The sequence below is a fragment of the Halomonas sp. TD01 genome, from assembly GCF_923868895.1.
Taxonomy (GTDB): domain Bacteria; phylum Pseudomonadota; class Gammaproteobacteria; order Pseudomonadales; family Halomonadaceae; genus Vreelandella.
Genome location: NZ_OV350343.1, coordinates 3,571,496 through 3,598,044 on the forward strand (window position 1 = coordinate 3,571,496; position 26,549 = coordinate 3,598,044).

General features: G+C 50.9%; 26 protein-coding genes and 2 tRNA genes. 12 read left to right on the top strand and 16 right to left on the bottom strand.

Annotated elements, in window-relative coordinates; genetic code table 11:
- Positions 1-66 precede the first annotated feature (66 nt).
- Positions 67-693: a riboflavin synthase gene (locus L1X57_RS16190; RefSeq protein WP_039869192.1), complete on the bottom strand. Its 627-nt coding sequence runs from the start codon at positions 691-693 to the stop codon at positions 67-69.
- Positions 694-1,154: 461 nt separating this feature from the next.
- On the opposite strand from L1X57_RS16190, the gene L1X57_RS16195 reads away from it, so the two are divergent.
- From L1X57_RS16195 to L1X57_RS16210, 4 genes are all read left to right on the top strand, one after another.
- Entirely contained in the window at positions 1,155-2,198 is a 1,044-nt protein-coding gene (locus L1X57_RS16195; protein ID WP_009723432.1) for a methionine ABC transporter ATP-binding protein, read from the top strand.
- The gene (locus L1X57_RS16200; RefSeq protein WP_009723433.1) at positions 2,179-2,832 is read left to right on the top strand and encodes a methionine ABC transporter permease; all 654 of its coding nucleotides are present in this window, start codon (positions 2,179-2,181) and stop codon (positions 2,830-2,832) included. Before L1X57_RS16195 ends, L1X57_RS16200 begins: the two co-directional genes overlap by 20 nt.
- Positions 2,833-2,946: 114 nt before the next feature.
- Positions 2,947-3,738: a MetQ/NlpA family ABC transporter substrate-binding protein gene (locus L1X57_RS16205; protein ID WP_009723434.1), complete on the top strand. Its 792-nt coding sequence runs from the start codon at positions 2,947-2,949 to the stop codon at positions 3,736-3,738.
- Between the two features lie 79 nt (positions 3,739-3,817).
- Entirely contained in the window at positions 3,818-4,294 is a 477-nt protein-coding gene (locus L1X57_RS16210; RefSeq protein WP_009723435.1) for a GAF domain-containing protein, read from the top strand.
- Positions 4,295-4,335: 41 nt separating this feature from the next.
- Here the strand turns inward: L1X57_RS16210 and L1X57_RS16215 are convergent.
- Positions 4,336-4,412: transfer RNA gene (locus L1X57_RS16215), tRNA-Val, on the bottom strand.
- Positions 4,413-4,452: 40 nt separating this feature from the next.
- A tRNA-Val gene (locus L1X57_RS16220) sits at positions 4,453-4,529 on the bottom strand.
- Positions 4,530-4,711: 182 nt separating this feature from the next.
- Between L1X57_RS16220 and L1X57_RS16225 the strand changes: the two genes are divergently transcribed.
- The gene (locus L1X57_RS16225; RefSeq protein WP_009723436.1) at positions 4,712-5,782 is read left to right on the top strand and encodes an endonuclease/exonuclease/phosphatase family protein; all 1,071 of its coding nucleotides are present in this window, start codon (positions 4,712-4,714) and stop codon (positions 5,780-5,782) included.
- 5 nt (positions 5,783-5,787) lie between these two features.
- Here the strand turns inward: L1X57_RS16225 and L1X57_RS16230 are convergent, their stop codons facing one another.
- A complete protein-coding gene (locus L1X57_RS16230) occupies positions 5,788-7,164 on the bottom strand; it encodes a class II fumarate hydratase (protein WP_009723437.1) in 1,377 nt (458 codons plus the stop codon).
- A 351-nt stretch (positions 7,165-7,515) separates the two neighbouring features.
- Here L1X57_RS16230 and L1X57_RS16235 point away from each other — a divergent pair, with 351 nt between their 5' ends.
- A complete protein-coding gene (locus tag L1X57_RS16235; protein ID WP_009723438.1) occupies positions 7,516-7,890 on the top strand; it encodes a phasin family protein in 375 nt (124 codons plus the stop codon).
- 77 nt (positions 7,891-7,967) lie between these two features.
- Here L1X57_RS16235 and hda read toward each other — a convergent pair whose 3' ends face one another.
- Both hda and L1X57_RS16245 read right to left on the bottom strand, forming a co-directional pair.
- The gene (hda, locus tag L1X57_RS16240) at positions 7,968-8,672 is read right to left on the bottom strand and encodes a DnaA regulatory inactivator Hda (protein WP_009723439.1); all 705 of its coding nucleotides are present in this window, start codon (positions 8,670-8,672) and stop codon (positions 7,968-7,970) included.
- Positions 8,669-9,781: an AI-2E family transporter gene (locus L1X57_RS16245; RefSeq protein ID WP_009723440.1), complete on the bottom strand. Its 1,113-nt coding sequence runs from the start codon at positions 9,779-9,781 to the stop codon at positions 8,669-8,671. Before L1X57_RS16245 ends, hda begins: the two co-directional genes overlap by 4 nt.
- Positions 9,782-9,981: 200 nt before the next feature.
- Here L1X57_RS16245 and purM point away from each other — a divergent pair, with 200 nt between their 5' ends.
- Complete coding sequence (purM, locus tag L1X57_RS16250) at positions 9,982-11,049, top strand: phosphoribosylformylglycinamidine cyclo-ligase (RefSeq protein WP_009723441.1); 1,068 nt, start codon at positions 9,982-9,984, stop codon at positions 11,047-11,049.
- Positions 11,046-11,804, top strand: a complete 759-nt coding sequence (purN, locus tag L1X57_RS16255; RefSeq protein ID WP_009723442.1) for a phosphoribosylglycinamide formyltransferase — start codon at positions 11,046-11,048, stop codon at positions 11,802-11,804. Before purM ends, purN begins: the two co-directional genes overlap by 4 nt.
- A 75-nt stretch (positions 11,805-11,879) precedes the next feature.
- Here purN and dcd read toward each other — a convergent pair whose 3' ends face one another.
- The 4 genes from dcd to cobA form a co-directional block, all read right to left on the bottom strand.
- Positions 11,880-12,446: a dCTP deaminase gene (gene dcd / locus L1X57_RS16260; protein WP_009723443.1), complete on the bottom strand. Its 567-nt coding sequence runs from the start codon at positions 12,444-12,446 to the stop codon at positions 11,880-11,882.
- A gap of 11 nt (positions 12,447-12,457) precedes the next feature.
- Positions 12,458-13,258: an iron-sulfur cluster carrier protein ApbC gene (gene apbC, locus L1X57_RS16265; RefSeq protein WP_009723444.1), complete on the bottom strand. Its 801-nt coding sequence runs from the start codon at positions 13,256-13,258 to the stop codon at positions 12,458-12,460.
- A gap of 152 nt (positions 13,259-13,410) precedes the next feature.
- Positions 13,411-14,586 (bottom strand): kinesin K39, encoded by a 1,176-nt coding sequence (locus L1X57_RS16270; RefSeq protein WP_009723445.1) that lies wholly within the window; start codon positions 14,584-14,586, stop codon positions 13,411-13,413.
- A gap of 139 nt (positions 14,587-14,725) precedes the next feature.
- Complete coding sequence (gene cobA, locus L1X57_RS16275; RefSeq protein ID WP_009723446.1) at positions 14,726-15,523, bottom strand: uroporphyrinogen-III C-methyltransferase; 798 nt, start codon at positions 15,521-15,523, stop codon at positions 14,726-14,728.
- 315 nt (positions 15,524-15,838) lie between these two features.
- Between cobA and L1X57_RS16280 the strand changes: the two genes are divergently transcribed.
- The 4 genes from L1X57_RS16280 (at position 15,839) to L1X57_RS16295 (ending at position 20,033) form a co-directional block, all read left to right on the top strand.
- The gene (locus tag L1X57_RS16280) at positions 15,839-16,738 is read left to right on the top strand and encodes a GGDEF domain-containing protein (RefSeq protein ID WP_039869111.1); all 900 of its coding nucleotides are present in this window, start codon (positions 15,839-15,841) and stop codon (positions 16,736-16,738) included.
- Positions 16,739-16,766: 28 nt separating this feature from the next.
- A complete protein-coding gene (locus tag L1X57_RS16285; RefSeq protein ID WP_009723448.1) occupies positions 16,767-17,105 on the top strand; it encodes a 4a-hydroxytetrahydrobiopterin dehydratase in 339 nt (112 codons plus the stop codon).
- Entirely contained in the window at positions 17,106-18,296 is a 1,191-nt protein-coding gene (locus tag L1X57_RS16290) for an amino acid aminotransferase (protein WP_009723449.1), read from the top strand.
- 252 nt (positions 18,297-18,548) lie between these two features.
- Positions 18,549-20,033, top strand: coding sequence for a uracil permease (locus tag L1X57_RS16295; protein ID WP_009723450.1), 1,485 nt, complete (start codon positions 18,549-18,551; stop codon positions 20,031-20,033).
- A 6-nt stretch (positions 20,034-20,039) separates the two neighbouring features.
- On the opposite strand, the gene L1X57_RS16300 is transcribed toward L1X57_RS16295, so the two are convergent.
- The 6 genes from L1X57_RS16300 to L1X57_RS16325 form a co-directional block, all read right to left on the bottom strand.
- Entirely contained in the window at positions 20,040-21,374 is a 1,335-nt protein-coding gene (locus tag L1X57_RS16300; RefSeq protein WP_234668061.1) for an MATE family efflux transporter, read from the bottom strand.
- A gap of 167 nt (positions 21,375-21,541) precedes the next feature.
- A complete protein-coding gene (locus L1X57_RS16305; RefSeq protein ID WP_009723452.1) occupies positions 21,542-22,126 on the bottom strand; it encodes a YceI family protein in 585 nt (194 codons plus the stop codon).
- Positions 22,127-22,196: 70 nt separating this feature from the next.
- Positions 22,197-22,751 (bottom strand): cytochrome b, encoded by a 555-nt coding sequence (locus L1X57_RS16310; protein ID WP_009723453.1) that lies wholly within the window; start codon positions 22,749-22,751, stop codon positions 22,197-22,199.
- A 248-nt stretch (positions 22,752-22,999) separates the two neighbouring features.
- Positions 23,000-24,199, bottom strand: coding sequence for an O-succinylhomoserine sulfhydrylase (locus L1X57_RS16315; protein WP_009723454.1), 1,200 nt, complete (start codon positions 24,197-24,199; stop codon positions 23,000-23,002).
- A gap of 61 nt (positions 24,200-24,260) precedes the next feature.
- Positions 24,261-25,784 (bottom strand): amidophosphoribosyltransferase, encoded by a 1,524-nt coding sequence (gene purF / locus L1X57_RS16320; RefSeq protein ID WP_009723455.1) that lies wholly within the window; start codon positions 25,782-25,784, stop codon positions 24,261-24,263.
- A gap of 171 nt (positions 25,785-25,955) precedes the next feature.
- Positions 25,956-26,546, bottom strand: coding sequence for a CvpA family protein (locus L1X57_RS16325; protein WP_009723456.1), 591 nt, complete (start codon positions 26,544-26,546; stop codon positions 25,956-25,958).
- Positions 26,547-26,549 lie beyond the last annotated feature (3 nt).

Consider the following 26,549-nt stretch of genomic DNA (forward strand, 5'->3'; position numbering starts at 1 on the left):
TATTATGAATAGCAAACTTCAGGCCATGAGCTAACCGATCGGTCAACGGTAAGACAAAAAACACGATTAAAGACGACTCGCTAACACGCGTTCAACTGTTTCAACAATCACCTGAGTTTGTGGATCAATCTCGATATTGACTCTGTCGCCTAGCAACCGATCTTTTAAAACCGTGCGCGCCAACGTCTCCGGTATCAGATTGACACTGAACTCAACCCCAGCACCATCGCCCGCGGGTCTTACGTCACCTACCGTCAAGCTAATACCATCAACACCAATGTATCCCTTCTCGAATACAAACTTAGCGACTTTCTCAGGCAGTGAAAACCAAAGCCGACGATTGTTAGGTGCCTCTTCTATCGCCACCACATTGGCCATACAAATAATGTGGCCAGACATGGAGTGCCCACCAATTTCATCACCAAAACGCGCCGCGCGCTCTATGTTGACGCACTGACCTGGTGCAATTGCACCAAGATTTGTCAAACGCAACGTTTCACGCATTAGATCAAAACTGACATTCCCATCTTCTATCGCGGTTACCGTTAGGCAAACACCGTTATGGGCTACCGACGCGCCAATGGTGAGCCCTTCGCGCAACGCTTCCGGCAATGCGACTACGTGGGTGCGAAACTCTTCTAGTTCTTTAACAGCGACGACTTCAGCCACGCCTTGCACGATGCCTGTAAACATATTGCTACGTCCTCTTTCTCCACGCATTAAAGATAAAATAGGTTCTAAAATTTTGTGCAAGCTTACTACTAATGCCCAGACCTTGTGCAGCCAGAAGTCTTGATACAAACGTTGAAACGGTTTTTTTTCTGATAACAAGCAGTTGAATCGACACTCATTAGAATTAATCACTAACAGAGATCATTGAATCAGGAAATAACCCTAAATGATTGCATAAAAACATCAAATAGAACGGTTCTAATTGACAAGGCACCCACCACTCTTTAGACTTTCGCCGCAAATGTAATGACGCCGATTTGTACCCAGATTGCGGGCGTCCACCAAGCCAATGGCCTGGTGAAGTGCAGCTAAAAGGGTGTGTCCAGCGTTGATGGCCACCCGCAAGGGTGGCCTTTTTTTATTTCCCGCCCTACGCTTGCCCCCTCGCACTCCGTCTTCGGCCTACCATTAAGGCAGACGCTATGATTGAAATTAGCAACGTTAGTAAAACCTATGGCACCGGCAATAGTGCCGTTCATGCCCTAAAAGACGTTAATTTAACGATTCCGAAAGGCACTATTCACGGCGTTATTGGCCTTTCGGGCGCAGGCAAATCGACCCTTATCCGTTGCGTCAACCTGCTTGAACGACCAAGCACTGGCAGCGTATCAGTCGATGGCCAGGAAATGACCCGTCTTAGTCGCGGCGAATTAAACCGCGCCCGGCACCGTATTGGAATGATTTTCCAGCATTTCAATCTGCTAACCACACGCACAGTATTTGATAATGTGGCACTCCCCCTTGAGCTAATGGGCGAAAGTCGCAGCGCTATAAAGAATCGCGTATTACCGCTGCTAGAGCTGGTCGGCTTGTCTGATAAAGCCAAACAATACCCAGCCCAGCTTTCTGGCGGTCAAAAGCAGCGTGTCGCCATCGCCCGCGCACTAGCCAGCAAACCTAACGTATTGTTGTGCGATGAAGCCACTTCAGCACTAGACCCCCAGACCACCAGCTCCATCCTTGAGCTGTTGAGAGAAATTAATCAGCAGCTTGGTATCACCATCTTGTTGATCACTCACGAAATGGAGGTGGTGAAATCTATTTGCCACCGCGTAAGCCTCATTTCCGATGGCGAGCTTGTTGAAGACGCTGAGGTCGGTGATTTTTTTACTGCGCCTAGCACGCAGCTGGGCAGGGAATTTCTGAATGACTTTTTACAGCTAAGCCCACCTAAAGAGCTGATCGAGCGTTTGAGCGACACGCCCAGCGAGCACACTCACCCCGTTGTTCGATTAACCTTCTCTGGCGACGCCGTTTCGACCCCCCTTATTTCACGCTTAGCGCGGGAGTGCAGCGTTGACGTCAGCATACTCCAAGCAAAGGTCGAATCCATTCAAGACCGCACGCTAGGGCTAATGATTGCTGAGCTGCTCGGCAGCCCCGCACAAACTCAGGAAGCAATGGCTTATCTAGAAGCACATCAACTACAGGTAGAGGTACTTGGTCATGTCCAGCGCAATGTTTGATCTTATTTTACAAGCCACGCTGGATACGCTTTATATGGTGGCTGTTTCAGGTGTGATCGCCACCCTACTTGGCCTGCCACTTGGCGTAATGCTTTACGTGACTCGCCCCCGCCAGATTCTAGCGATGCCGGCACTTAACCAAGTGCTCGGCATTGTTACCAATATTGGCCGCTCAATCCCGTTTATCATTTTGATGGTGGCGATCATTCCGTTCACGCGCATGCTGGTAGGCACCTCTATTGGCATTAATGCAGCCTCGGTGCCGTTAACTATTGCCGCTATTCCATTTGTGGCTCGCCTGATTGAAGGCGCGCTTAACGAGATATCCCCTGGGCTGATTGAATCCGCCCAATCAATGGGTGCAACCCCCTGGCAAGTCATTACCAAGGTACTGATCCCTGAAGCAAGGGGCGGCATCATCACAGGGCTGACGATTACGCTAGTGACACTAGTAAGCTACTCCGCCATGGCAGGGGCCGTAGGTGGCGGTGGTCTTGGTGATTTGGGAATTCGCTATGGTTATAACCGCTTCAACCCCACCATTATGTTGATTACGGTGGTTATTCTGGTAGTGATGGTTCAAGGTTTCCAAAGCCTGGGCGACTACTTGGTGCGTAAAAGCGACCGCAAGTAATGATAGTCTGCGCCTTTTATCGGCATAGCTGAATATAACTAAAACGCATTAGAATTCTGTTTCTTATTGCCGTATAATCACATCCAACATCTACTGTGCCACAGGAGTGACACCATGCAAAAACTACTTATCGGCAGCCTGACTGCCTTAGCACTCGCGGTTAACGTTGCCAACGCAGAAACACGCACCATCAAAATGGGCACTGTGGCGGGTCCGGAAACCGAAGTCATGGAAGTGGCAGCTCGAATTGCCAAAGAAGAGTACGATCTAAACGTCGAGATCATTGAGTTCACCGACTACGTCACGCCGAACGCCGCCCTCGCCGATGGCAGCTTAGACGCTAACGCTTACCAGCACGAGCCCTACCTACAGGCTATGGTCAATGACCGTGGATACGATCTTGCCATCGCGGGCTACACCTTTGTTTACCCGATCGGCGCATACTCTGAGAAATACGACAGCATCGAAGAGCTACCCGATGGCGCTCAAATCGCGCTGCCTAACGACCCGTCTAATGAAGGACGTGCACTCATCCTGATGCACAACCAGGGCCTGATCACACTTAATGATCCGAGCAACCTGGAAGCCACCCCCATCGACATCGCTGAAAATCCGCGCAACTTCCGCTTCCGGGAAATTGAAGCAGCACAGCTACCCCGCGTGCTACCAGACGTGGATATGGCGTTCATTAACAATACATTCGCCCAGCCGGCTGGCTTGAGCCTGAATGACGCGCTAATCAAGGAAGGTCCTGAATCTCCCTACGTCAACTTGATTGCGGTACGTGGTGGCGATGAAGAGCGCGAAGAAATCCGTCAACTTGTTGACGCTTACCAGCGCGATGAAGTTATCGAAAAAGCGGAAGAATTGTTTAAGGGCGCAGCTGTGCCCGGCTGGATCGAATAAACAGTACGGTTTTCTCTATCGATGTAATCAGGCCAGCCTTAGGGCTGGCCTGATGTGTTTAACTCCATGAGGAATTCGTATGCATAGCGTTGATTATGCGCTGCTTAACCGGCAGCTTGAAGCCCTGCTAGACACCCGTGACTGGCTAACTAACAGCGCACAAACCTGCGCCTTTATTCAGCAAGCACTGAGCGACGTAAACTGGGTGGGGTTCTATTTGCAGCGCCAACCCAACCAGCTTTGCCTTGGTCCTTTTCAGGGCAAACCTGCCTGCCACCCAATCCCCTTTAGTAAAGGCGTTTGCGGTGCTGCGGCTCGCCAACAAGCTACCCAACGGGTTGATGACGTTCACACTATTGCTGACCATATCGCCTGCGATGCTGACTCTCGCTCAGAGCTCGTTGCCCCCGTGGTGATCAACGGCCACCTCTGGGGAGTGCTCGACTTAGATAGCCCGCAGCATGCACGCTTTAGCCAAGAAGATCAGGCTGGCATTGAGGCACTCGTCGCAACATTCATTCGCCAAACAGACCTACCGCGCTTTCTCGACCAGTAACAGAAAAAGCCCCATGCTTAGCATGGGGCTTTTCAGATATTTGGTAGGACCAGGCGGATTTGAACCGCCGACCTCCACGATGTCAACGTGGCGCTCTAACCAACTGAGCTATGGTCCTAAATATTGACACAAAGGTAACTAGCTGCACACGAGCGAGATGGTAGGACCAGGCGGATTTGAACCGCCGACCTCCACGATGTCAACGTGGCGCTCTAACCAACTGAGCTATGGTCCTGCTGTGCAACGGATGCGTATTCTACGGCTTCATAGCTGAATTGCAAGTAGTTTTTAGCTCTTTGAAATAGAGCAAATGAACTAACTCACCTCAATTGCAAAGTGAGATCGACACTTATCTCCCCTTGCCGCTAAGCTAATCACAGACTAACAACTATCTACGGTTAGACCAGGAGGTAAACCTTGCTTGGGCCTTTGCTAGGATGCATCGCCATCTCACTGTTACTCGCCACACTGATTGCCCGCGTACCTATGCGCTGGTGGTGGGTGCGAAGTTTTGAATTTCCCCGACTGCAAGTTGCCGTCTTGGCTTTAGCGTGTGGCTTAGCAAGCCTGTGGCTATTAGACCCAGGGCAGTGGCGCGTTACCGCGATACTTGTTTCATTCGCCACGCTAGCGCTTCAATTACGCTACATCTTGCCATGGACAAGGCTCTGGCCTGTGCAGGTAAAAAACGCACATAACGCGCCTGAAGACCAGATGATTACGCTGTTAATCGCCAACGTATTGACACCAAACCGTCAGTCAAAAGAATTACTGGAGATGATAACGCATCACCAGCCCGATATGATTCTCACGCTAGAATCCGATCAATGGTGGCAAGATCAGCTTGACCCAGCTTTAGACGAACAGTGGCCACATAGCGTTAAGATCCCACTAGATAACCTTTATGGCATGCACCTTTATTCTCGCCTAGCGCTGAAAAACACTGAGGTTAAGTGGCTTATCCAGGACGATATACCTTCGATTCACACCCAGGTAGAACTTAAAAGCGGTCAGCACATTCGCTTATTTGCCGTCCATCCAAGACCGCCTGCACCCAGTGAAAGCGAAAAATCTCTATGGCGTGACGCAGAACTGTTATGGATTGGAAAAGAAATTCACCGAAACCCCAAGGCCACTCTCGTTGCCGGAGATCTGAATGATGTCGCTTGGTCACGCACAACACGACGTTTTTGTCGCATAGGGGGGATGCTCGACCCACGTCGCGGACGCGGCATGTTCAGTACCTTCCATGCCAACTACCCCCTGCTACGCTGGCCTCTCGACCACGCGTTTGTAAGCGAGCATTTCACCCTCGTAAACATGCAGCGCCTTGGGGCGTTCGGATCTGACCACTTTCCTATATTGGCAACTTTCTGCTATCGGCCCTCACGCCAAGATGAACACGAAACACCCGATGCCAGTACAGAAGAGCGGCAAGAAGCGAACGAAACCATTCAAAAAGGCAAAACGGAAAAGCAAGAAACCTAAAGAGGCTACTCCGGTATGCCTCCTTTCGTGAGTACAGTGGGATCTAGTAAGCGTTCAAGCGTTGCGCGATCCAGATCGGTTTCTTCTTCCGCGACGTCGATAATTGGTCGCCCAGCTTGATAGGCTTTTTTAGCCACTGCGGCAGCAGCGTTATAGCCAATCACACCATTAAGGGCAGTCACTAAGATAGGGTTGCGAGCAAGCGGTCCCTGTAAATTATCGTCTCGTACTTTAAAGGTGGCGATAGCGCGCTCACCCAGCAAGGTGGTTGTGTTACTCATCAATGTAATAGACGTGAGAAGATTCGAAGCCACCAACGGCAGCATCACGTTGAGCTGGAAGTTACCACTCTGCCCAGCCACCGTCACCGCAGCATCCAGGCCGATGACTTGCGCGGCCGCTTGGGCGGCCGACTCAGGAATCACTGGATTTACCTTACCCGGCATAATGGAACTACCTGGCTGTAGTGCCTCAAGCTCAATCTCGCCCAACCCTGCCAGCGGCCCTGAGTTCATCCAACGCAAATCGTTAGCGATTTTCATGACGACACATGCAAGTCCCTTCAACTGACCCGATAACTCTACGGCAGCATCCTGGGATGCCAAACTGGCAAAAAAGCTATCATTAGGCACAAAAAGGAGTCCGGTTTGCTGACTTAAGTCGCTAGCCATTAGCTCGGCAAAACCGTCGGGCGCGTTAATACCAGTGCCCACCGCCGTGCCGCCTTGCGCTAATCGGCACAGTCGGGTCATAGCGCTGTCAAAACGCTCGATGGCCTGCCCCACCTGGCTTGACCACGCTCCTAGTTCTTGATCCATGCGCAGTGGCATGGCATCCATCAGGTGGGTGCGACCTGTTTTGACCACGTGAGCCAACTCACTGGCCCTTCGATCAATCGTAGCCTGCAGCGTCACCAATGCGGGACGAAGCGTTTCATTAACGGCTATCGCTGCCGAAAGGTGAATGGCCGTAGGAATAACATCGTTACTCGACTGCCCCATATTGACGTGGTCGTTTGGCGATACTTCAACCCCTTCACGACTCGCAAGCGTCGCCAACACTTCATTGACGTTCATATTTGTCGACGTGCCAGACCCTGTCTGGAAGACATCGATCGGAAAATGCGCATCATGGTGGCCATTAATCACTGCCTGGGCCGCATTTTCAATCGCCTCTGCACGGGGCTTATCTAGCAAACCTAACTGGCAGTTACTTCGCGCAGCGGCAAGCTTTATCCGCGCGACAGCATGAATAAATGCCGTGGGCATTGGTGTATGCGAGACAGGAAAGTTGTTGATAGCCCGTTGGGTTTGAGCGCCATAAAGCGCATTTGCAGGCACATCGAGCTCACCCATGCTATCCCGTTCAATACGTGTATCCATCCTTGCACTCCTTTTTTAAAGACGACTTAGCTAACGTCGCTCACATCACTAACATCACATTTCCCAATGATTATTTTAGTGATAACGGTTATCTATACGCTTAAGCCTAGCCCTAGCGGCGCGTTAGGTAAATTCGAGTGCATCATCGACTCACACAGCTACATCCACACGATCTTTAAATTCACTCCACAGAAATGTTGCACTGCACAAAACCCCCTGTTATGCTGCAACGCAAGATAACTAGATATCAGCTGCGGTGGGTGCTTAACAAAACCGTTGCTGATCAACCAACACTAACGGCACCGTCAATCAATGGGCCGATTAGTGGGCAATGGAACAGGAGTGTTTACCATGCAAACATTTAACACCAACGAAATGACCCAGCAGTTCGACAACATGTTCATGGCACCTGTGCGTGCATACATGACGCTAAGCATCGATTACTCTGAAAAAATGCTTAACGCACAGCTTGATGCCAACAAATCTTACGTTGATACCGGCATCGCCCAAATGCGTCAGCTGATGAGCGTGAAAGACGCTAACGGCCTGCGTAGCTACATGGAAGGCCAGCAGAAAGTTGCTAAAGAACTGGCTGAGCGCGTAAAAGGCGATGCGGATAAAGCCGTTGCTCTTCAGCAGGACTTCTTGCAGAAAGGCCAAAAACTGACAGAAGATAATGTAAAGCAAGCACAAGCTGCTGCTAGCAAAATGAGCAAAACTGCTTAATCTGTTGCAGTTATTGACTTGCTGTCATTAAAAAGCCCCTGCCAGTGATCTGGCAGGGGCTTTTTGTCAATTGCGCTTTACCAATTGAGAGCGGACTTGACGAAAGGAATGGTCAATTTCCGCTTAGCGGATAATGACGCTTGATCTAGCGTCTCGAGTGCACGACACAAATCCCCCAACTCCCGCGGCCCACGGTGCATAATATAGCGCCCTACGTCATCGGGCAGCTGCATTCCTCGTACGTTGGCGCGAAGCTTTAGCGCCGCTAGGCGTTCGTTATCATCCAATGGATGCAGATGAAACGTAACTCCCCAGGTCAATCGTGATGCCAAGTCAGGCAATGCAACATCTAACTGGCGTGGAGACGTATTGGCGGCAATCACTAAGGCTTTGCCTGCATCACGCAGCCGATTAAAGGCGTGAAACAGCGCCTCTTCCCAACGCTTACGCCCTATCACATATTCAAGATCATCAATGGCGACCAGATCCAGGCGTTCAATGTCCTCCAGCATCAGCGGTGGAAAATGACCAAGGTCTGCCAGCGGAAGATAAAGTGCCCGCTTGTCTGCATCAGAGGCTGCATGACACGCTGCCTGTAAGAGATGACTACGACCACTCCCCGGCGCGCCCCATAAATATAAGAACGGCTCAGCATCAGACTTAAGCTGTCGGCTCAAGTACTCTATTAGTGAAGCGTTTGCTTGTGAGGCATAGTAATTATTAAATGTCGCGTCGTCTCGCAACCCTACCCCAAGCGGTAGCTGTGCCGGTAATCGGCTCATGGTGACTCCCTTTCATCGTGACGACCCTGTCCATCATTGTGATGTTGCTGTTCTAGCGGACGTTGCTCGGCATCATAGAGAGCACTGCCTTTATAACGATCTTTAATTTCCCTTAAAAGCACCATAATGACCGCTGCTGCAGGCAATGCTAATAGTACCCCCGTCAGGCCGAAAAGATGACCACCCGCCAGTACCGCAAAGATAACCGCAACAGGATGCAAACCAATCTTATCGCCTAACAGCTTAGGCTGAAGTATGACACTTTCTGCCGCTTGACCGATACTGAATACCGCGATCACACCCAGCACAGCCCACCACGTGTCAAATTGGAAAAGCGCAACGATGAGCGCCACCACTAACCCAACGATAAAGCCAAGAAACGGCACAATACTGACAAGCCCGGACACAACACCAATCAGTAAACCAAAGCTCAATCCCATCAACGTTAGGCCCGTCGCATAGATAATACCCAAACACAGCATGACCAGTAGCTGCCCACGTAGGAAAGCTGACAGAACCTCATCACAGCGTCGAGCCAACCGGGAAACATCGTTTGTCCACTGACGAGGAACCAAATCAGCAAGACTAGAAATCAGCCTGTCCCAATCAAGTAATAAATAGAACGTCACCACTGGAATCAGGGCAACGTAGGTAACCCAGGAAACAAAGGCCATCCCAGAACGGCCAATTTGACTTAATGCCTGAGCCGCATAGCTACCCGCATCACGCCAGTTTTCGATCAATGTTTCTCTAACATTCGTTAACTCTGCGCCTAAGTCGTAACCCGTCCACTCCTGCACTTGCGGCGCCAGTATGTTCTCAACCCAGTTGAATACACTCGGCAACGCCTCTCCCAGCTGTTTTGTCTGCTGAACAACCAGCGGAATCAAAATAAGCAGGCTTAAAGTAAGTATCAGCAGCAGAACTAAGAAGACACAGCTAACCGCCCAGGTTCTCTTCATGCCTAATCGCTGAAAATAATTGGTCAACGGATCAGCCAGGTAGGCCAAAATTAAACCAGCGATAAATGGCATCAGTACTGCATCTAACAAATAGACGCAGCCCACCAACACCACCAAAAACACAACGCCCCACCATGAATGTCGCATGCTCTTTATATCCCTCCTGGAAAGATGGTTAGCGCCCCTAGCGTACTGAATAGTAACAAAAGTAGCGTAATGAACATCGGTTAACGCCGCACATCGATGCGACTTACGTCTCTGGGTGTTACAATCCGTTCCGTTATTGCCCCAGCACTGGCCAATTCGCCAGCACTACCCGTACTGCTATAGGCTTCACAGGATCTGTCATGACCGATACCTCCACTTCTCAGGCCACTCCTTCACTCAGCTACAAAGACGCAGGTGTCGATATTGATGCCGGCAACGCGCTGGTTGACCGCATCAAACACGTTGCCAAACGCACGACACGCCCTGAAGTACTAGGTGGCCTTGGCGGGTTTGGCGCACTGTGCGAGATTCCCGCTGGTTATAAACAGCCAGTCCTGGTTTCCGGCACGGATGGTGTCGGCACTAAGCTGCGGCTTGCCATGAACCTTGGTAAGCATGACACCATTGGCATTGATCTTGTCGCTATGTGTGTCAACGATTTAATCGTTGCAGGTGCTGAACCGCTGCTATTCCTTGACTACTATGCCACGGGTAAGCTGGATGTGGATATCGCTGCAGATGTTGTAACCGGCATTGGTGCTGGTTGCGAACAGGCTGGTTGCGCACTAGTAGGCGGCGAAACCGCCGAAATGCCCGGCATGTATGAAGGTAGTGACTACGACTTGGCAGGCTTCTGCGTTGGCATTGTTGAAAAGGCCGACATTTTAGATGGTAGCAAGGTAGCTGAAGGCGATGTACTGCTTGGACTCGCTTCTTCCGGCCCGCACTCCAATGGCTACTCGCTGATTCGCAAAATCCTAGAAGTTAGCAACACATCACTCAACGATACCGTGGATGGCCAGCCTCTTGGCGACGCGTTGATGGCACCAACGCGTATCTATGTGAAGTCACTGCTGTCGATGATGCGCGGCACTGATATTCCTGTTCACGCGCTTTCTCATATTACGGGTGGCGGTTTACTGGAAAACATTCCCCGTGTTCTTCCCGACACCCTCGCAGCCCACGTTGATCTTTCTACTTGGCAGCGCCCAGAAGTATTTAACTGGTTACAAGCCCAAGGCAATGTCAGCGAAACTGAAATGCACCGTGTACTGAACTGCGGCATCGGCATGGTCGTCGTGGTGCCTCAGGCCCACGCTGAAAACGCCATGGCGCACCTGCAAGCTCAAGGCGAGACCGTTTATCAAATTGGTCAGATTATTCAGCGCCAGGAGGAAGCCGTCGTTTTGGAGAACCTTCGCGCATGAGCAGCACTGACTTCAATAGCGGCACGTTCAACGACACCATAAACGACGTGGCGCCAGAACCAACAGCGGCGCGGCGTATTGTGGTGTTGATTTCTGGCAGTGGCAGTAATTTACAGGCGCTGATTGACGCCCAAAGCCATGACCGACTTGGCGGGGAAATCGTCGCTGTTATATCCAATGAGCCCGATGCCTATGGTTTGAAGCGCGCCTTAGAAGCAGATATTGAAGCCGTTGCGTTACCGCATCGCGAATATGACAGCCGCGATGCTTACGACGGAGCGCTGATCAAAGTCATCGAACGTCATGAGCCTGATTTAATTGTTTTAGCAGGCTTCATGCGCATTTTGACGCCCCGTTTTGTGCAGCGTTTTTTAGGCAGAATGCTCAACATTCACCCCTCATTGCTACCGGCTTATCAAGGGTTAAATACCCATGCTCGGGCGTTAGCAGATGGTGTCAAACAGCATGGCTGTAGCGTGCATTTCGTCACTGAAGAGCTAGATGGTGGCCCCGTTGTACTGCAAGCGGAGTTGAACGTCACCAGTGAAGATACTGTTGATACGCTTAAGGAAAAGGTGCACGCTCGTGAACACCTCATCTTTCCAATTGCCGTTCAGTGGTTTTTGCAAGGCCGCCTGCAATATAGCGCTGAAAGTGCCACCATGGATGGTCACCCCCTGCCGCCTCATGGCATGCGGCTCTCCCACACAGATGCTGCAGAAGAGTTAGATGAAGAACTAGACGAAAACACTTAAACGTCACTGGTCTGACCATAAAAAACGCCTTACGCGCTAATAGCGGTAAGGCGTTTTTCATTTAACCTGCAAATATTAAGTACGAGGCAGCGTAACCCCTCGTTGCCCCATATATTTGCCACCGCGATCTTTATAAGACGTTTCACACACCTCATCAGACTCCAGGAACAGCATCTGAGCTACCCCTTCATGGGCGTAAATCTTGGCTGGCAGATTGGTAGTATTTGAAAACTCAAGGGTCACATGCCCTTCCCACTCTGGCTCAAGGGGCGTTACATTGACAATAATGCCGCAGCGCGCGTAGGTGGATTTTCCAAGGCAAATCGTCAGCACACTACGCGGAATACGAAAGTACTCAACCGTACGTGCTAATGCGAAGGAATTCGGCGGGATAATACACACATCGCCCTTAATATCGACGAAGCTTTTGTCATCAAACGCTTTGGGGTCGACAATAGCGGAATGTATGTTAGTAAACACTTTAAATTCATCGGCACAGCGAACGTCGTAACCGTAGCTCGACGTGCCGTAAGAGATCACGCGCTGGTCATTCACATAGCGCACCTGCTCAGCTTCAAACGGTTCAATCATGGCATCGCTTTGTGCCATGCGACGAATCCACTTATCAGATTTAATACTCATTTGTTACGTCATCACTCGCTAAAAGAAATAGTAGGACCGCCGCTATGGCTGGCATTGACTGATTGCGCCACTTGTTTGGCAATATCTGCAAACGTGCGGCTCACTGAGCTATCGGGTTCAGAAATTACGCTGGGACGGCCAGAGTCGGCTAACTCACGAATAGATAGCGTTAATGGTAGCCGGCCAAGGACTGTCGTATCGTACTCTTCTGCGATTCGATCACCGCCACCGGTACCAAAAATAGCAGCCTCATGGCCGCAGTTTTCACAATGATAAAGGCTCATGTTCTCTACTACACCAAGCACTGGCACATTGACCTTGCGGAACATCTCTATGCCTTTACGGGCATCCAACAGCGCAATATCCTGAGGCGTAGTTACAATTACGGCCCCTGAAACAGGCACTTTTTGCGCTAGCGTCAACTGAATATCGCCGGTGCCTGGCGGCATATCAATCAGCAGAAAATCAAGATTATCCCACTGGGTTTGCGTCAGCATTTGCTGAAACGCGCCAACCACCATAGGTCCACGCCATACCATCGCCTCACGGGTGTTAACCATAAAGGCCATCGACATCGCTTGAAGGCCATGCGCCTCTAGCGGCAGGAACTTATTGTCATCTGTTGCCTGAGGACGTACACCCTCTTTAACACCCAACATTTGCGCTTGGCTAGGGCCGTAAATATCGGCATCCAGTACGCCGACACGATAGCCCTGAGCAGAAAGCGCTAGTGCCAAGTTCACAGTAACGGTCGATTTGCCGACCCCACCTTTCCCCGATGCCACTGCTACTATATGTTTTACACCGTCCATCAATGGCACTCCTATCTTTTGCGACCAATCTTTCCGTAGTTTGAATGATACTCCTAGGTGGCCTATTTCTAAACCAACATACAAAAAGCGGATGCAGGTGCTACCTACATCCGCTTCATTGCGCTATTAATCAGCGCACTGAGGTGTATCGATTAGTTACTGTTTTGCTGCTCTTGGTCTGATGAGCTGTCTGCTTCGGCTTGCTCAGAGCTATTTGTATTAGAGCTGTCCGAATCAGAACCATTCGAATCAGAGCTATCTGAATTAGAAGCTGCATTGTTACCCTGCTCGCCAGCCAGAGAAGGCACTTCGTCATTCGCCGCATCGTTTACGTGCAAGCGGCTTTCCAACGAAGAAAGCTCATCGCGCCACTCACTAAGCTGAGTTTCCAGACGTGCAAGCTGCTCCTCGCGGGATTCAATATCACTTTCAATATTAGCGACTTCTTCACGACCAATATCCAGCGCGACCATAAGATCATCCATCTCGGTGCGCACTTGGTCGAGGCTCTGCTGCTCTTCTTCACGCAGCTCAGTTAACGAATCAACCTCGCTTTGCAATTCATCCCGCTCACTGGTGAGCGAATCACGCTCGCTTCGTAAATTATCCAGTTCACTTTGAACGGCTGAAATTTCTTCCTCGATACCGGTCAGTTGTTCGTTAGCCTCACTCATCTGTGTCTCTAGACTAGACAACTCTTCTTGAGCGGCACTAAGCTCTTCAACGGCTTCCTGGCGCTCCTGTTCAGCTTGCTGACGAGCTGACTCAGCTTCTTGGCGAGCTGCTTCGGCACTTTGGCGGGCTTCTTCAACTTGCTGGCGAGCAGACTCAGCTTCGTCACGTGCGCTTATGACTTGGTCACGCTCTTCTTTTAGCGCCTGCATGTCAGTTTCAGCGCTTTCTACCTGTTCATTTAACGTATCAATTTCCTGCTGAAGCGTATCACGCTCAGCCTCTAACTCTTCAAGACGCGATTGCACCGCACTTGTATCACGCTGAGCGGACTCAAGTTCGCTTTGCGCCTGGGTTTGCTGCTCTTCCAGCGATGCCATTTCCTCACGCATTGCACTCAAGTCGGTCTCAGCTTGCTCTACTTCTGCAATCCGCTGGCTGAGCTGGCTATTATCTTGCTCAACGCTGGCTAGCTGGCCTTCTAACATCTCGACGCGCTCTTGCCGAGTACCTGAGTTAGACTGCGCCATAATTGCCCAGATAACAGCGATGGCGGCAATACCGGCGATTCCTTTGACACGGTTGTCCTTAAAAAGCGTTTTCATGTCCGGCTTACTCGCCGACGCTTGAGTATCCGAGTGGTTTGCTTCTGACATACTGCGTCCCTCTCTTCTTTTTTAGGCTACCGATATCAGCAGCGTTGATAGGTATTTAACACCTGACATTCTTTTACTAGCATACACATCTAGCAACATCTAGCCAGTGATCAACGTATATGACCAACGATCCATACTATTACCCGCTGGTACCCGCTTCTTGATTAGTGTGGTGTTTGCCTTCCTCAAAGCCTACCGCACCCGCAGCGGTGACCTCAAACCAAGAAAGCGTGGCGTGTAACGACACAACACTACCAATAATCAATAACGTAGGGGGCGTAACCTCACCCTGCTGAAATGCTTCAGGCAGCTGTTGCAAAGAACCAATATGCGTACGCTGGTGCTGTGTTGTGCCCTGCTCAATCAGCGCCAAAGGCGTACTAGGTGAAAGCCCATTTTCAATCAACGCCTGACAGATGGCCTCTAAGTTACTCAGCCCCATGTAAAATACCAAGGTTTGGCCAGGCCGTGCTAACGCTTGCCAGTCAAGCGAGCACTCTCCATGTTGCAAGTGGCCCGTTACAAAGCGAACCGACTGCGCATGGTCTCGATGTGTCAGTGGAATGCCTGCATAGGCTGCACAGCCAGAGGCCGCTGTAATGCCCGGAACAACCTCTACCACCACGTTTTCAGCCACTAGCGTCTCAAGCTCTTCCCCACCCCGACCAAAGATGAAAGGATCTCCACCCTTGAGGCGTACAACGCGCTTACCTTGCTTTGCCCACGTCACCAGTGTTTGGTTGATTTCATTTTGAGGGACACTGTGTGAAGACTTTGCTTTACCAACGTAAAACCGCGCAGCCTGGGGCCCAATCAGGGCTAACACTTCATCGCTAACGAGACGATCGTAAAGCACGACCTCTGCTGTCAAAAGCCGCTTGTAAGCTTTTAACGTCAGTAGCTCTGGGTCTCCTGGGCCAGCGCCCACCAAACTCACCAAACCACCCCTCGCTTTTAGAGCGCTAGCCGAATGGTCTGTCTGTACAGTGGCTCCCTTTACTGCATTCAAAGAAACACCTCGGCAATAAAAAAAGAATTAAATATACCGAAAAGTAATAGGTTTTCCTGTTTCGCGCCAACATTTCTATGGCATGCACTTTAAAGCTGCCTTTAATTCTTTTTTCATATATTAATAGTTCAATTAATTTTAAAAAAAGATGAAATTGTCAGCAATGGCTTACATATTAGTTACCTTTTTAGGGCTAATCTTCACGATTAACTTTTATTTGGCATATGATTTGGAGCTTCACGCATGCCCGTGAATGACACAGTCCCAGTACCACACAGTACTGACAGCCTAATATCCCAAATACCTGGGGTTATTTTTCAATTTTATCGATCACATTGTGGCCGTATGCACTTTCCCTACCTTGAAGGAGGGGGCGAGGCGCTAGGACACATCGACCGGCAACAATTAGCTCATGATGCTGGCCAACTAATTGAATATTTAACCGGTCACGATCACCCCAAAATAATGTCTTCCATTGAGCGGTCTGCCCGCTGGATGCTACCGCTCACCACCCGTTTTCGACTCCCCTTCCCTAAAGGAAAACCACACTGGATTGCGGTTAGCGCTAACCCCTCTCCAACATCCGATGGTGTGCGCTGGGACGGCATCATGATGGATATTACTGACCAAGTCGCTGAAGAGCAGCGGCTAAGAAAGCTCTGTGACACCGATCCTTTAACGGGGTTACCCAACCGGCGCAAACTTATGGTGCACTTAACGCACCTAGCCTCACTGAGCACGCGGCACGGGACGCCTCTATCTATCATGATGGTAGATATCGACCATTTTAAACAACTCAATGATCGCTGGGGGCACTTACAAGGCGATAGCGTACTCGAACAGCTTGCCATACAAACTCAGCAACTCCTGCGATGCGAAGATATGGTGGCAAGGCTTGGCGGCGAAGAGTTTATGGTCGTGTTGCCGCTCACACCGCTGCAACAATGCCATAAACTCGCTGACCGCCTGCGACATGCCATCGCAAACTACGACTTTGGAATTGGGGCAGGCCAAGTAACGGTGAGCATTGGTGTAGCGGAGTATCGGTGCGGTGAGCCTTTAGCCAACTTAATAGAGCGCGCTGATCAAGCTTTATACAGTGCCAAAGAGGTTGGTCGTGACTGTGTATGCCTTCTACCCTGATAAGAGCAATATTAAAAGGAGACAACACATGACAACCCTTGCTCAAACCACCTGTGAACCCTGCAGTAGCAATGCCATACCGCTCACTTATAGCGCATGCCAACCCCATCTAGAAGCGCTTTCAGAGTGGCAGATTGTTGACCACGATGGCATCATGAAGCTGACGAGACAGTTTACGTTTCGCAACTTTGCTGATGCCCTGGCATTTACCCAGCGCGTCGGCGACATAGCAGAGCAGGCTGGGCACCACCCTGTCATTGTTACTGAGTGGGGTAAAACCACCGTCACGTGGTGGTCCCATGCAATAAAGGGCCTGCATCTTAATGATTTCATTCTTGCCGCCAGAACCGACGAGGTAGCCGAATAAATGTTTGAGCAAATTGAGCGAGTCCCAGGAGATGCCATTCTCGGGCTGATCGAAGCTTTCAAAAAAGACACCAATCCCCAGAAAGTCGATTTAGGGGTTGGCGTGTACCGAGATGCACAAGGCAATACGCCAGTTATGCGTGCTGTCAAGGAAGCAGAAGCTCGCCTGCTCAAGAATGAAACCACCAAGACCTATATTGGCTCTCATGGTGCCCCTGCTTACGGTGATGCTGTGCTGCCTATGGTATTAGGTGCAGATTCTGCCGTGTTGAAAGCCAATCGCGCGAGCGCTACCCAGTCTCCCGGTGGAACAGGTGCACTGCGCTTAGCCGCTGACTTTATTGCTCACCAGCTTCCTGGAAAAGGAATTTGGGTCAGCGATCCTACTTGGCCAAACCATCACGGCATTTTTACCGCTGCGGGCATAGAACTTCACAAATACCCTTATGTTGACGCCAACAACCGCCTTGATTTCGATGGCATGTTAGCGGCGCTGAAAAAGATTCCGGAAGGCGACGTTGTAGTACTTCATGCCTGTTGCCACAATCCGACCGGCTTTGATCTGTCTAAAGATCAGTGGCAAGAAGTGATGGCGGTACTGAGCGAGCGCAAGCTGCTGCCACTGGTTGACTTCGCTTACCAGGGCTTCGGGGAAGGCCTGGATGAAGATGCATACGGTGTTCGACTGCTGGCCGAAAACCTTGATGAAGTCATCATTACGAGTTCTTGCTCGAAGAACTTTGGCATTTACTGCGAACGCACTGGCTGCTTGATTCTGATTGCAAAAGACGCCGAGCAGATGGAAAACGTTCGCTCTCAAGCGGCCATCGTTGCCCGTGAGAACTATTCTAATCCGCCCGCCCACGGCGGTGCGATTGTTAGTGAAATTCTCCACGACGCTGAACTATCTGCTATTTGGCGTGAAGAGTTAACTGAAATGCGTGATCGCATCAACACGCTGCGTCGTGACTTCGTTGAGGCCCTCAAGCCGTACGGCCTTGACCAAAAGTATGCATGTGTTGCTGAACAGCGCGGCATGTTCTCATACACCGGCTTAACACCGGAACAAGTAGATCGCCTGCGTGATGAGTTCGGTATTTACATGGTGCGCTCTGGCCGTGCCAACGTTGCAGGGTTTTCCCACGAGAATCTGCCTTACCTCGCTAAGGCCATCGCTGCCGTTAACGAATAACACTTATCCGTTGATAACTTGTTGATCTCAACGACTGAAACGCCCAGGCAAATTGCCTGGGCGTTTTTGTTGGTGGATTGATATTAAGCAACTGAACAGACAAGCAATTGTTATGTACAATTGTGCGCTTGCCGCCAGAGCCTGGGGCGCCCGTGCGGCGTCCACTACAACGCGATGCTTGACCGATTAGTCAAATTTTCGGCACACTCAGCATAGCCTTGCATACAACACACCATAACCAAGAGGCCTAACATGGCGGCTGCCGGCACTCACTATCCATGGTACAAAAAAGAAGATACCGACGCGTTCTTCGCGCTGTTTCAAAACAATATTGCCAACTTTGTCATTATCGCAATCACCATGCTTGGCATGGGGTTCCCCACCTCCATTGTTTATGGCCAGGTGCTGCCTGGTGCCGCGGTAGCTGTCATGGCAGGCAATTTTTATTACGCATGGAGTGCTGCAAGACTCGCACGAAAAGAAAACCGCAGTGATGTCACTGCGCTCTCCTACGGCATTTCTACCCCGGTTATGTTTGTATTTCTATTCGGCGTATTGCTTCCCGCCAAGCAATTAACCGGTGACGCAGAATTAGCCTGGAAAGTTGCCGTGGCCGCCTGCTTTATTAGTGGCGCAATAGAAGCCTTGATTAGCATTATTGGCCGCTGGGTGCAGTATCACCTCCCACGGGCCGCCATGTTGGGTGCTGTTGCTGGCGTCGCACTCACCTTTATTGCCGGTGAGATGCTATTTAAAACCTTGGAAATGCCTATCATTGGACTTCTGGTGCTCGGTATTATCATTGTTGGTCTTGTGGCACGTGTCAGCATGCCGTTTAAGCTACCGACATCGCTGTTTGCCATTGTGGTCGGTACTGCGATGGCTTATTTGATTGGTGATGCGGGCAGCGAACGCTTCAGCGATGCTTTTACGCATTTAGGGTTCTACCCACTGCTACCTAACTTAGCGTGGTATGAAGGGCTCGGCTTACTATTTACCGGCATGTTGGCCGTACTTACCGTCGTGCTCCCCATCACTCTCTATAACGCTATTGAAACCATGAATAACGTTGAAGCGATGGAGGCGGCTGGCGATAAATACGATGTGCGTGAGTGCCAGGCAGTTGATGGGGCAGGCACGATGATCGGCGCACTGTTTGGCGGCGTATTTCCAACAACTGTCTATATCGCAACGGTGGGCGCGAAGTGGATGGGCGCAGGACGAGGCTACAGCATTTTAAACGGTGCGGTTTATGCCTTAGCCACCATGTTTGGCCTGATCGCTGCCTTAGCGGCCATTATTCCGGTATCAGTAGTGGCCCCTATCTTGGTATTTGTGGGCATGTCGATGATTGCCACCGCATTTCAAGCGAACGACACCCGCTACTATCCGGCTATTGCGCTGGCGATGCTGCCCTACTTTGCCAACTATGTGATGACGCGCTTCAACCGGGGCGCAGGTGACGTCGTCAGCGATATTTCCAGTGCCATTGTTGTCATGGGGCAAGGCGCGATGTTTATGGCCATCTTCCTAGGGGCAATGACAGTGTCAGTGATCGACCATCAGTTCCGACGGGCAGCCGCGTTTGCCGCTATTGCGGCAGGCTTCTCATTCGTAGGACTGATGCACGCCCCCAAACTAGCCTTTAATGCGGCGCCTGAATTTGTCATGGGTTACTTGGGCATGGCGCTGCTGTTTATGTATTTCTCATTTCAGGAAGCCCCAAAGAAACCTTAAACTACATTACTGGCTGAATCCCGCCTGCCGATGTGGGCGGGATAAAATGCGTCTGAGTACCATCCAAGCAACAACCCCTGCCAACACATTACCCACTGCTGCGCCAACGGCTAAGCCTGTCCACCCAAACAACTGTGCTCCCACCCATAAACAAGGTAGGTAGCAAATAAACAGCCGCGCGCTCGAAAGCAGCATCGCCCTAAGGGGCCAGCCAAGCGCGTTACCTGCGGATACCACCAGCATGCAAACACCCAGCGCAGCATAACTTGGCAACAAAAAGCGAATCAGAAGCGCGAGTTCACTCTGCACCTCCTGATTTCCGGCTAGCACCATAGCCACCCAGGGTGAAGCCAGTGCCAATAACACCCCTAGGCTGAGCTGCCATATCAACGCGACATTCACTGCCAAGCGCATCAGTTGCTGAATCTGTCCCCAGTCGCCCGCCCCATAGCAACGCCCAAGCCACGGTGGCAGCGACATCGTCATCGCCAATATCACCATCAGCGAAACCGTTTCAAGCCGGCTAGCAAGCCCCCATGCTGCTACTTGGGTATCCCCCAAGCCAGCAACAGCCGCAATCGCCAGCATCGCTGCCAGAGGCGGCATCAGTTGGCTAACCATAGCGGGAGCGGCGATACTGGTAAAAGCCCGCCACGAGTGTCCAGCTTCTTGCCATATCGCGGTGGTCGTCGTCCATTGTCGACGCTTTAGTTTAATACTGCTGAATAAAAGCCCGACAGAAAAAGCGATGGCGGTCGCCCAAGCCGCGCCCGGCAACCCCCACCCTTGCCAAGAGCCGATGCCAAAAATAAACAGCGGATCCAACCCCAGGTTGATAAGGCTGCTGAGTACCATCATCTTACCTGGAAGACGTGTATCGCCGTGGGCACGAAACACGCTGTAAATAAAATAGAGCAGCGCACCTAACCAAGCCGAAAAGAGCTGTGGCCCCCAGTAAGCGCGAATATAGACCAGCGCATTATCATCGGCGCCTAACAGCCTAAATATTGGCACTTGAAGAAACCAAAGCGCTACTACCAGCATGCCAATGACAAGCCCACCAGCAATTAGCACAAGGCTGCTTAAGCGCTGCGCTCTAACGTCTTCTCCAGCCCCTAAGGCGCGGGAGATAAGCGCCGCAATCGCGATCCCCATTCCTACCTGAATACCAATAATCAGAAATGACAAAGGGAAGGTGAACGACTGGGCGGCCAAGGGCGCGGTTCCCAAACGGGCAATAAAAGCACTGTCCACAAGCTGAAAACCCAATAGCGCCAGCACACCAATGGCCATCGGCCATGTTTGACGCCATAAGGTTATCGCCAGCTCGCGCTGTTGCATAACGACTGCTGCCAAAGAAAACTCCTCAAAACAGGGTGAGTAACGATGCATATAGTGTAGTTAAGGACACTTTCTAGCCTGCTAGATGAGCGTTGTTTATAGTGGCACCCAACGCAAAAGCGCCATCACCCATGCAAGGGTGATGGCGCTTTCTTGCTTGCACTAGCTTACTGACGAATGCCTTCAAACGTCACGTAAAGCTCCAGTTCGTGCATCGATTCTGGGAAATCGCTCATATCAATACCAAAATCACCCAGCGTTAGCATGGTGCTACCTTCAAAGCCTGCACGGTAATTACCCCAGGGGTCATCGCCTTCGCCCATCAAGGTGACAGGCATTTCAATTTCCTGTGTCTCACCGTGAAGCGTTAATTCACCGGTTACCACGCCTTCATTGTCACCTGTCGATTCAAAACCTGTTGAAGTGAAGGTTGCGGTAGGATATTCGCTGGCATCAAGGAAGTCGCTGCTTAAGAAGTGGCGATCACGCTCTGCGTGGTTAGTGTTTAGGCTGCTCACCTGCACTTCCATTTCTACAGAAGAAGCTTCTAAATCCTCTGGGTCATAAGAAAACTGACCGTCAAATTCTTCGAAAGTACCTAGAATATAAGAAAAGCCGAGGTGGCTAATTTTAAATTGAACAAAGGCATGCTGGCCTTCGGTATCAATTTGATATTCTGCTGCTTGCGCTTGGCCGAACGTCGCTAGCGAAGCGGCGGCTATTGCAGTCGCAAAAGCGGTTTTCTTTAACATCGTGGAAATCTCCTTTCTTTCCTAATAAACACTACGAGCAAAATACCCACGCAGTGGACAAAAAATTCCATTATCGCTTGCGGCTATGAGCAGGATTCACCATCCGCACGAATGTTGAATGGCGATCCCACCAATGGTGCTTCATAGCGGCTAGAGCGTGCCCTGCAGCCAATGCGATGAGTGCCAGGGCGCTATACCAGTGAACATCGCCCGCTAGACTGGCTTGATTAGGAAGCCCGTGAAGCAACGCAGGCACTTCGAACCAACCAAAGACACTAACTCCGCGCCCGTTGGCTGTAGAAATCAAGTAACCACTGACAAGAACCAACAACAACAAGGCATACAGCATTGTATGGCCAGCATGGGCGGCTAAACGTTCAAAGCGACTTCCTTCCGCATGGGGTGTCGGCTGAATTAGTCGCCACACCAAGCGAGCAAAGGTAGCGATTAACAACAAGATACCAATAGAACGATGTACCCACGGTGCTTGGTTATACCAAGTATCGTAGTAGCCAAGATCTGTCATCCACCAGCCTAGCGCAAACAATCCCACAATCGTTAGTGCGCTTAGCCAGTGAAGAACAATACTAATGACTCCCCAACCACTCTGCGTGTTCCGCCACATCCTTGATTTCCTCGTTCACAACAGCGCTAAGTCATACCCGCTGTAAGCACATTCTTATATAAAGCATACCGTCTTAATCATCAAAACACCGCTGAAAAAAGCAGAACACACCATTCGTAAAAAACGTTTGTTAAAAACCATCCTTCAAAGCCATTCTTAAAAACCCGTACTTAAGAAAATCGTCAGCCAAGCAAGTAATAAAAAAACCGGCCACGAATGGCCGGCTTATCAAACGCTATCTGAATCGCTCAGCTAGCCGCCAAAACATCCAACCCAGAGGCAAGATCGCGCTGAATGTCAGCTTGGCTTTCCAGCCCCACCGCCACGCGAATTAACCCAGGCGTTATACCCGCAGCTTCTTTTTGCGCATCAGAAAGACGTCCATGCGTTGTGGTGGCCGGATGGGTAATTGTGGTTTTAACATCCCCTAAGTTACCCGTAATAGACAGCATCTTGGTGGCATCAATCACCTGCCAAGCGCCCTCTTGGCCACCTTTTACTTCGAAGCCTAGCACGGCACCAAACCCTTGCTGCTGTTGCTTGGCAAGCACATGCTGAGGGTGCGCTTCCAGGCCGCTGTAGTACACTTTGTTAACGGCCGGGTGCTGGTCTAGCCAGCGCGCCAAGGTCAGCGCATTTTCGCAATGCGCTTTCATACGCAACGATAAAGTTTCAAGGCCTTTGGTAAAAATCCACGCATTAAAGGGGCTAAGGCAAGGTCCACAGGTGCGTACAACACCAAACACTTCTTCCAACACGTCGTGTTTACCAACGACCGCTCCACCAACAGCACGTCCCTGCCCATCCAGATACTTCGTCGCGGAATGGATAACTAAATCGGCGCCAAGTGCAATTGGCCGCTGAAGAGCCGGGGTTAAGAAGCAGTTATCAATCGCTAAAAGTGCACCACTACGCTTAGCAAGTTCGGCTAATGCTGGGATATCCGCGACTTCAGATAATGGATTAGAAGGTGTTTCCGCAAACAACAGCTTGGTATTTGGGCCGATGGCCTCTTCCCAGGCAGAAACATTTGACAGCTCCACATAGCGAGTCGTGATACCAAATTTGCCCAGGTATTTGTCAAACAAGCTCACGGTAGAACCAAACAACGAGCGTGATGCAACGATTTCATCACCGGCACTTAGCAGCGCCAATGCCGTCGATAAAATGGCCGACATCCCCGAGCTCGTCGCCACACACCGTTCGCCACCCTCAAGCGCCGCCAAACGGCGCTCGAACGTATGAACCGTGGGATTAGTAAAGCGTGAATAGACGTTGCCTGGCTCTTGTCCCCCAAACTTGCGTGCGGCCTCAGCCGCACTTTCGTAAACAAAGCTTGAGGTGGGAAAAATGGGCTCGGCGTGCTCTTGCTCAAACGTACGGTGATGGCCCGCGCGAATGGCAAGGGTCTCTAGCGACCACTCATCCTGGTGACTATCATCATGCATGGCTGAGCACCTTGTACAAAACGTCAATATAAATCGTAATACGAACTATTAATGCGTGGCGTTAGTCGTCGAGATCATCATCATCTTGATTATGCATATCCACCAGCGCATGGTCGCCCGCACTTTGATCTTTGGCCGCGTCATTACGGCTCGCTTCAAGCACCGCCAAGTAGGCATCATCAATATCGCCAGTGACGTAGTTGCCGTCGAAGACAGAACAGTCAAACTCTTCCATCTCAGGGTTAACCTCACGGCAAGCCGCCTTCAAATCGTCCAGGTCTTGATAGAAAATTCGATCCGCACCAATTAGCTGACCAACTTCTTCCTCTGTGCGGCCATGCGCAATCAGCTCTTTTGCCGCAGGCATATCAATGCCATAAACGTTGGGGTAACGAACAGGCGGCGCTGCAGAAGCAAAATACACTTTACGGGCACCCGCATCGCGAGCCATCTGAATAATCTGCTTACAGGTGGTTCCGCGCACAATGGAATCATCTACCAACAGTACATTCTTGCCTTTAAATTCAACGTCAATAGCGTTCAGTTTTTGGCGCACCGATTTTTTACGTTGCGTCTGGCCCGGCATAATAAACGTACGGCCAATATAGCGGTTCTTCATAAACCCTTCGCGATAGGTCACACCCAAGTGCTGAGCCATCTCAAGGGCAGAGGTGCGTGACGTGTCAGGAATCGGAATGACAACGTCAATATCGTGATCTGGCCACTCGTTTAGAATGCGGTCGCCAAGCTTGCGCCCCATCTGCATACGCGTGCCATACACGTAGGCACCATCGAGAATAGAATCAGGGCGCGCCAGGTAGACATGCTCAAAAATACATGAGCGCAGCACAGGCCGATCAGCACACACCTGGGTGTGAATCTGTCCCTGCATGTCAACGAAAATCGCTTCACCTGGTGAAAGATCACGCTCCAGCTCAAAGCCACCGACATCTAGCGCGACGGATTCTGAAGCAATCATGACATCCTGCCCCTCGTCACCTTGACGAGTACCAAAAACCACTGGACGAATACCATGGGGGTCCCGAAATGCCACCATACCAAAACCGTTGATGATCGCGACCGCCGCGTAGCCGCCTTTGCAGCGCCGGTGCACTCTACGAACAGCATCAAAAATATCTTCGGCTTCTAAGTGTAGGCCCTGCTTGCCCAGCTCATGAGCAAATACGTTTAGCAGCACTTCAGAGTCAGAACTGGTATTGATGTGGCGAAGGTCGGTCGAGAAAAGCTCCTGCTTTAACTGCTCGGAGTTAGTCAAGTTACCGTTATGGGCCAGCGCAATACCGTAGGGCGAGTTGACATAAAACGGCTGAGACTCAGCTTCGCTGGAGGAACCTGCGGTTGGATAACGTACGTGGCCAATGCCAAGATTGCCTTTCAGGCGAGCCATGTGGCGGGTATGAAACACATCTCGAACCAGCCCGTTACTCTTGCGCAGTAGGAAGCGTCCCTCGCTCCAAGTCATCATGCCGGCAGCGTCCTGGCCCCGATGCTGAAGTACGGTCAGAGCATCGTAGATTCCCTGATTTACCGCCTGCTTGGCCAGAAGGCCCACTATACCGCACATTCAAGTTACCTCGCTTTAGTGCCATGGTTTACCGTAGCAAACCCGTACGTTCATCAAACGAATGTGAGCCACTGTCTATTTTTCGCTCGCAAGAGCAGGCATTAGTAGACAGTAGCTGACTGTATAACTAACTAAACATCACGCAGCGTTGAACCAACCTAAGTAGCACACTCATTGGCTAGCATTTTCAGATGTTGGCGTAAAAGGCTGTGGAACTAGCTCTTCCTGAGTTCGGAAATCCGGTAACGATATGTCGCGAAGCGAGTCAGGTGCTTGCGGTAGCTCACGCTCCCACTGATCTAACTGGCTTACCGCCCAATCGCGCAGCTCAATAAACGTCGGCCGTAGCTCAGCTTCTTGCCAAGCCTGTAGCTCAGCTAAGGGTGTTAGTGTAATAAGGACGGTTGCCACCAATAAAATGACGGCGCCACGGGCAAGCCCAAAGGCTGCACCAGCGAAGCGATTAAGCAACCCCATACCAACCCACTCTACGGCCGCGTGAACGAGGCGGATAACAATCCCGCAAAGTAAAATGACCGCAAAAATCACTAAAATAAATGCCAACACCAAACGAGCATCGAAACTGTCGATGAACCCGCTCATTAGATCCGCCACCGGCTCTGCCAGAACGCGCGCTACCATCAGCGCGACTACCCACGCAGCCAAGCCAAGAGCTTCCCTGACAAATCCGCGCATAAAGCCTGCCAGCATGGAAAGTGCCAGCACCGCCAGGAAAAGCGCGTCTATCCAAGTAAGCGCCATAGA

Bases quoted from the DNA above. Each gene is read 5' to 3' on its own strand.
- L1X57_RS16190 (WP_039869192.1), bottom strand. From the start codon at position 693: ATGTTTACAGGCATCGTGCAAGGCGTGGCTGAAGTCGTCGCTGTTAAA.
- L1X57_RS16195 (WP_009723432.1), top strand. From the start codon at position 1,155: ATGATTGAAATTAGCAACGTTAGTAAAACCTATGGCACCGGCAATAGT.
- L1X57_RS16200 (WP_009723433.1), top strand. From the start codon at position 2,179: ATGTCCAGCGCAATGTTTGATCTTATTTTACAAGCCACGCTGGATACG.
- L1X57_RS16205 (WP_009723434.1), top strand. From the start codon at position 2,947: ATGCAAAAACTACTTATCGGCAGCCTGACTGCCTTAGCACTCGCGGTT.
- L1X57_RS16210 (WP_009723435.1), top strand. From the start codon at position 3,818: ATGCATAGCGTTGATTATGCGCTGCTTAACCGGCAGCTTGAAGCCCTG.
- L1X57_RS16230 (WP_009723437.1), bottom strand. From the start codon at position 7,164: ATGGATACACGTATTGAACGGGATAGCATGGGTGAGCTCGATGTGCCT.
- L1X57_RS16235 (WP_009723438.1), top strand. From the start codon at position 7,516: ATGCAAACATTTAACACCAACGAAATGACCCAGCAGTTCGACAACATG.
- hda (WP_009723439.1), bottom strand. From the start codon at position 8,672: ATGAGCCGATTACCGGCACAGCTACCGCTTGGGGTAGGGTTGCGAGAC.
- L1X57_RS16245 (WP_009723440.1), bottom strand. From the start codon at position 9,781: ATGCGACATTCATGGTGGGGCGTTGTGTTTTTGGTGGTGTTGGTGGGC.
- purM (WP_009723441.1), top strand. From the start codon at position 9,982: ATGACCGATACCTCCACTTCTCAGGCCACTCCTTCACTCAGCTACAAA.
- purN (WP_009723442.1), top strand. From the start codon at position 11,046: ATGAGCAGCACTGACTTCAATAGCGGCACGTTCAACGACACCATAAAC.
- dcd (WP_009723443.1), bottom strand. From the start codon at position 12,446: ATGAGTATTAAATCTGATAAGTGGATTCGTCGCATGGCACAAAGCGAT.
- apbC (WP_009723444.1), bottom strand. From the start codon at position 13,258: ATGGACGGTGTAAAACATATAGTAGCAGTGGCATCGGGGAAAGGTGGG.
- L1X57_RS16270 (WP_009723445.1), bottom strand. From the start codon at position 14,586: ATGTCAGAAGCAAACCACTCGGATACTCAAGCGTCGGCGAGTAAGCCG.
- L1X57_RS16280 (WP_039869111.1), top strand. From the start codon at position 15,839: ATGCCCGTGAATGACACAGTCCCAGTACCACACAGTACTGACAGCCTA.
- L1X57_RS16285 (WP_009723448.1), top strand. From the start codon at position 16,767: ATGACAACCCTTGCTCAAACCACCTGTGAACCCTGCAGTAGCAATGCC.
- L1X57_RS16290 (WP_009723449.1), top strand. From the start codon at position 17,106: ATGTTTGAGCAAATTGAGCGAGTCCCAGGAGATGCCATTCTCGGGCTG.
- L1X57_RS16295 (WP_009723450.1), top strand. From the start codon at position 18,549: ATGGCGGCTGCCGGCACTCACTATCCATGGTACAAAAAAGAAGATACC.
- L1X57_RS16300 (WP_234668061.1), bottom strand. From the start codon at position 21,374: ATGCAACAGCGCGAGCTGGCGATAACCTTATGGCGTCAAACATGGCCG.
- L1X57_RS16305 (WP_009723452.1), bottom strand. From the start codon at position 22,126: ATGTTAAAGAAAACCGCTTTTGCGACTGCAATAGCCGCCGCTTCGCTA.
- L1X57_RS16310 (WP_009723453.1), bottom strand. From the start codon at position 22,751: ATGTGGCGGAACACGCAGAGTGGTTGGGGAGTCATTAGTATTGTTCTT.
- L1X57_RS16315 (WP_009723454.1), bottom strand. From the start codon at position 24,199: ATGCATGATGATAGTCACCAGGATGAGTGGTCGCTAGAGACCCTTGCC.
- purF (WP_009723455.1), bottom strand. From the start codon at position 25,784: ATGTGCGGTATAGTGGGCCTTCTGGCCAAGCAGGCGGTAAATCAGGGA.
- L1X57_RS16325 (WP_009723456.1), bottom strand. From the start codon at position 26,546: ATGGCGCTTACTTGGATAGACGCGCTTTTCCTGGCGGTGCTGGCACTT.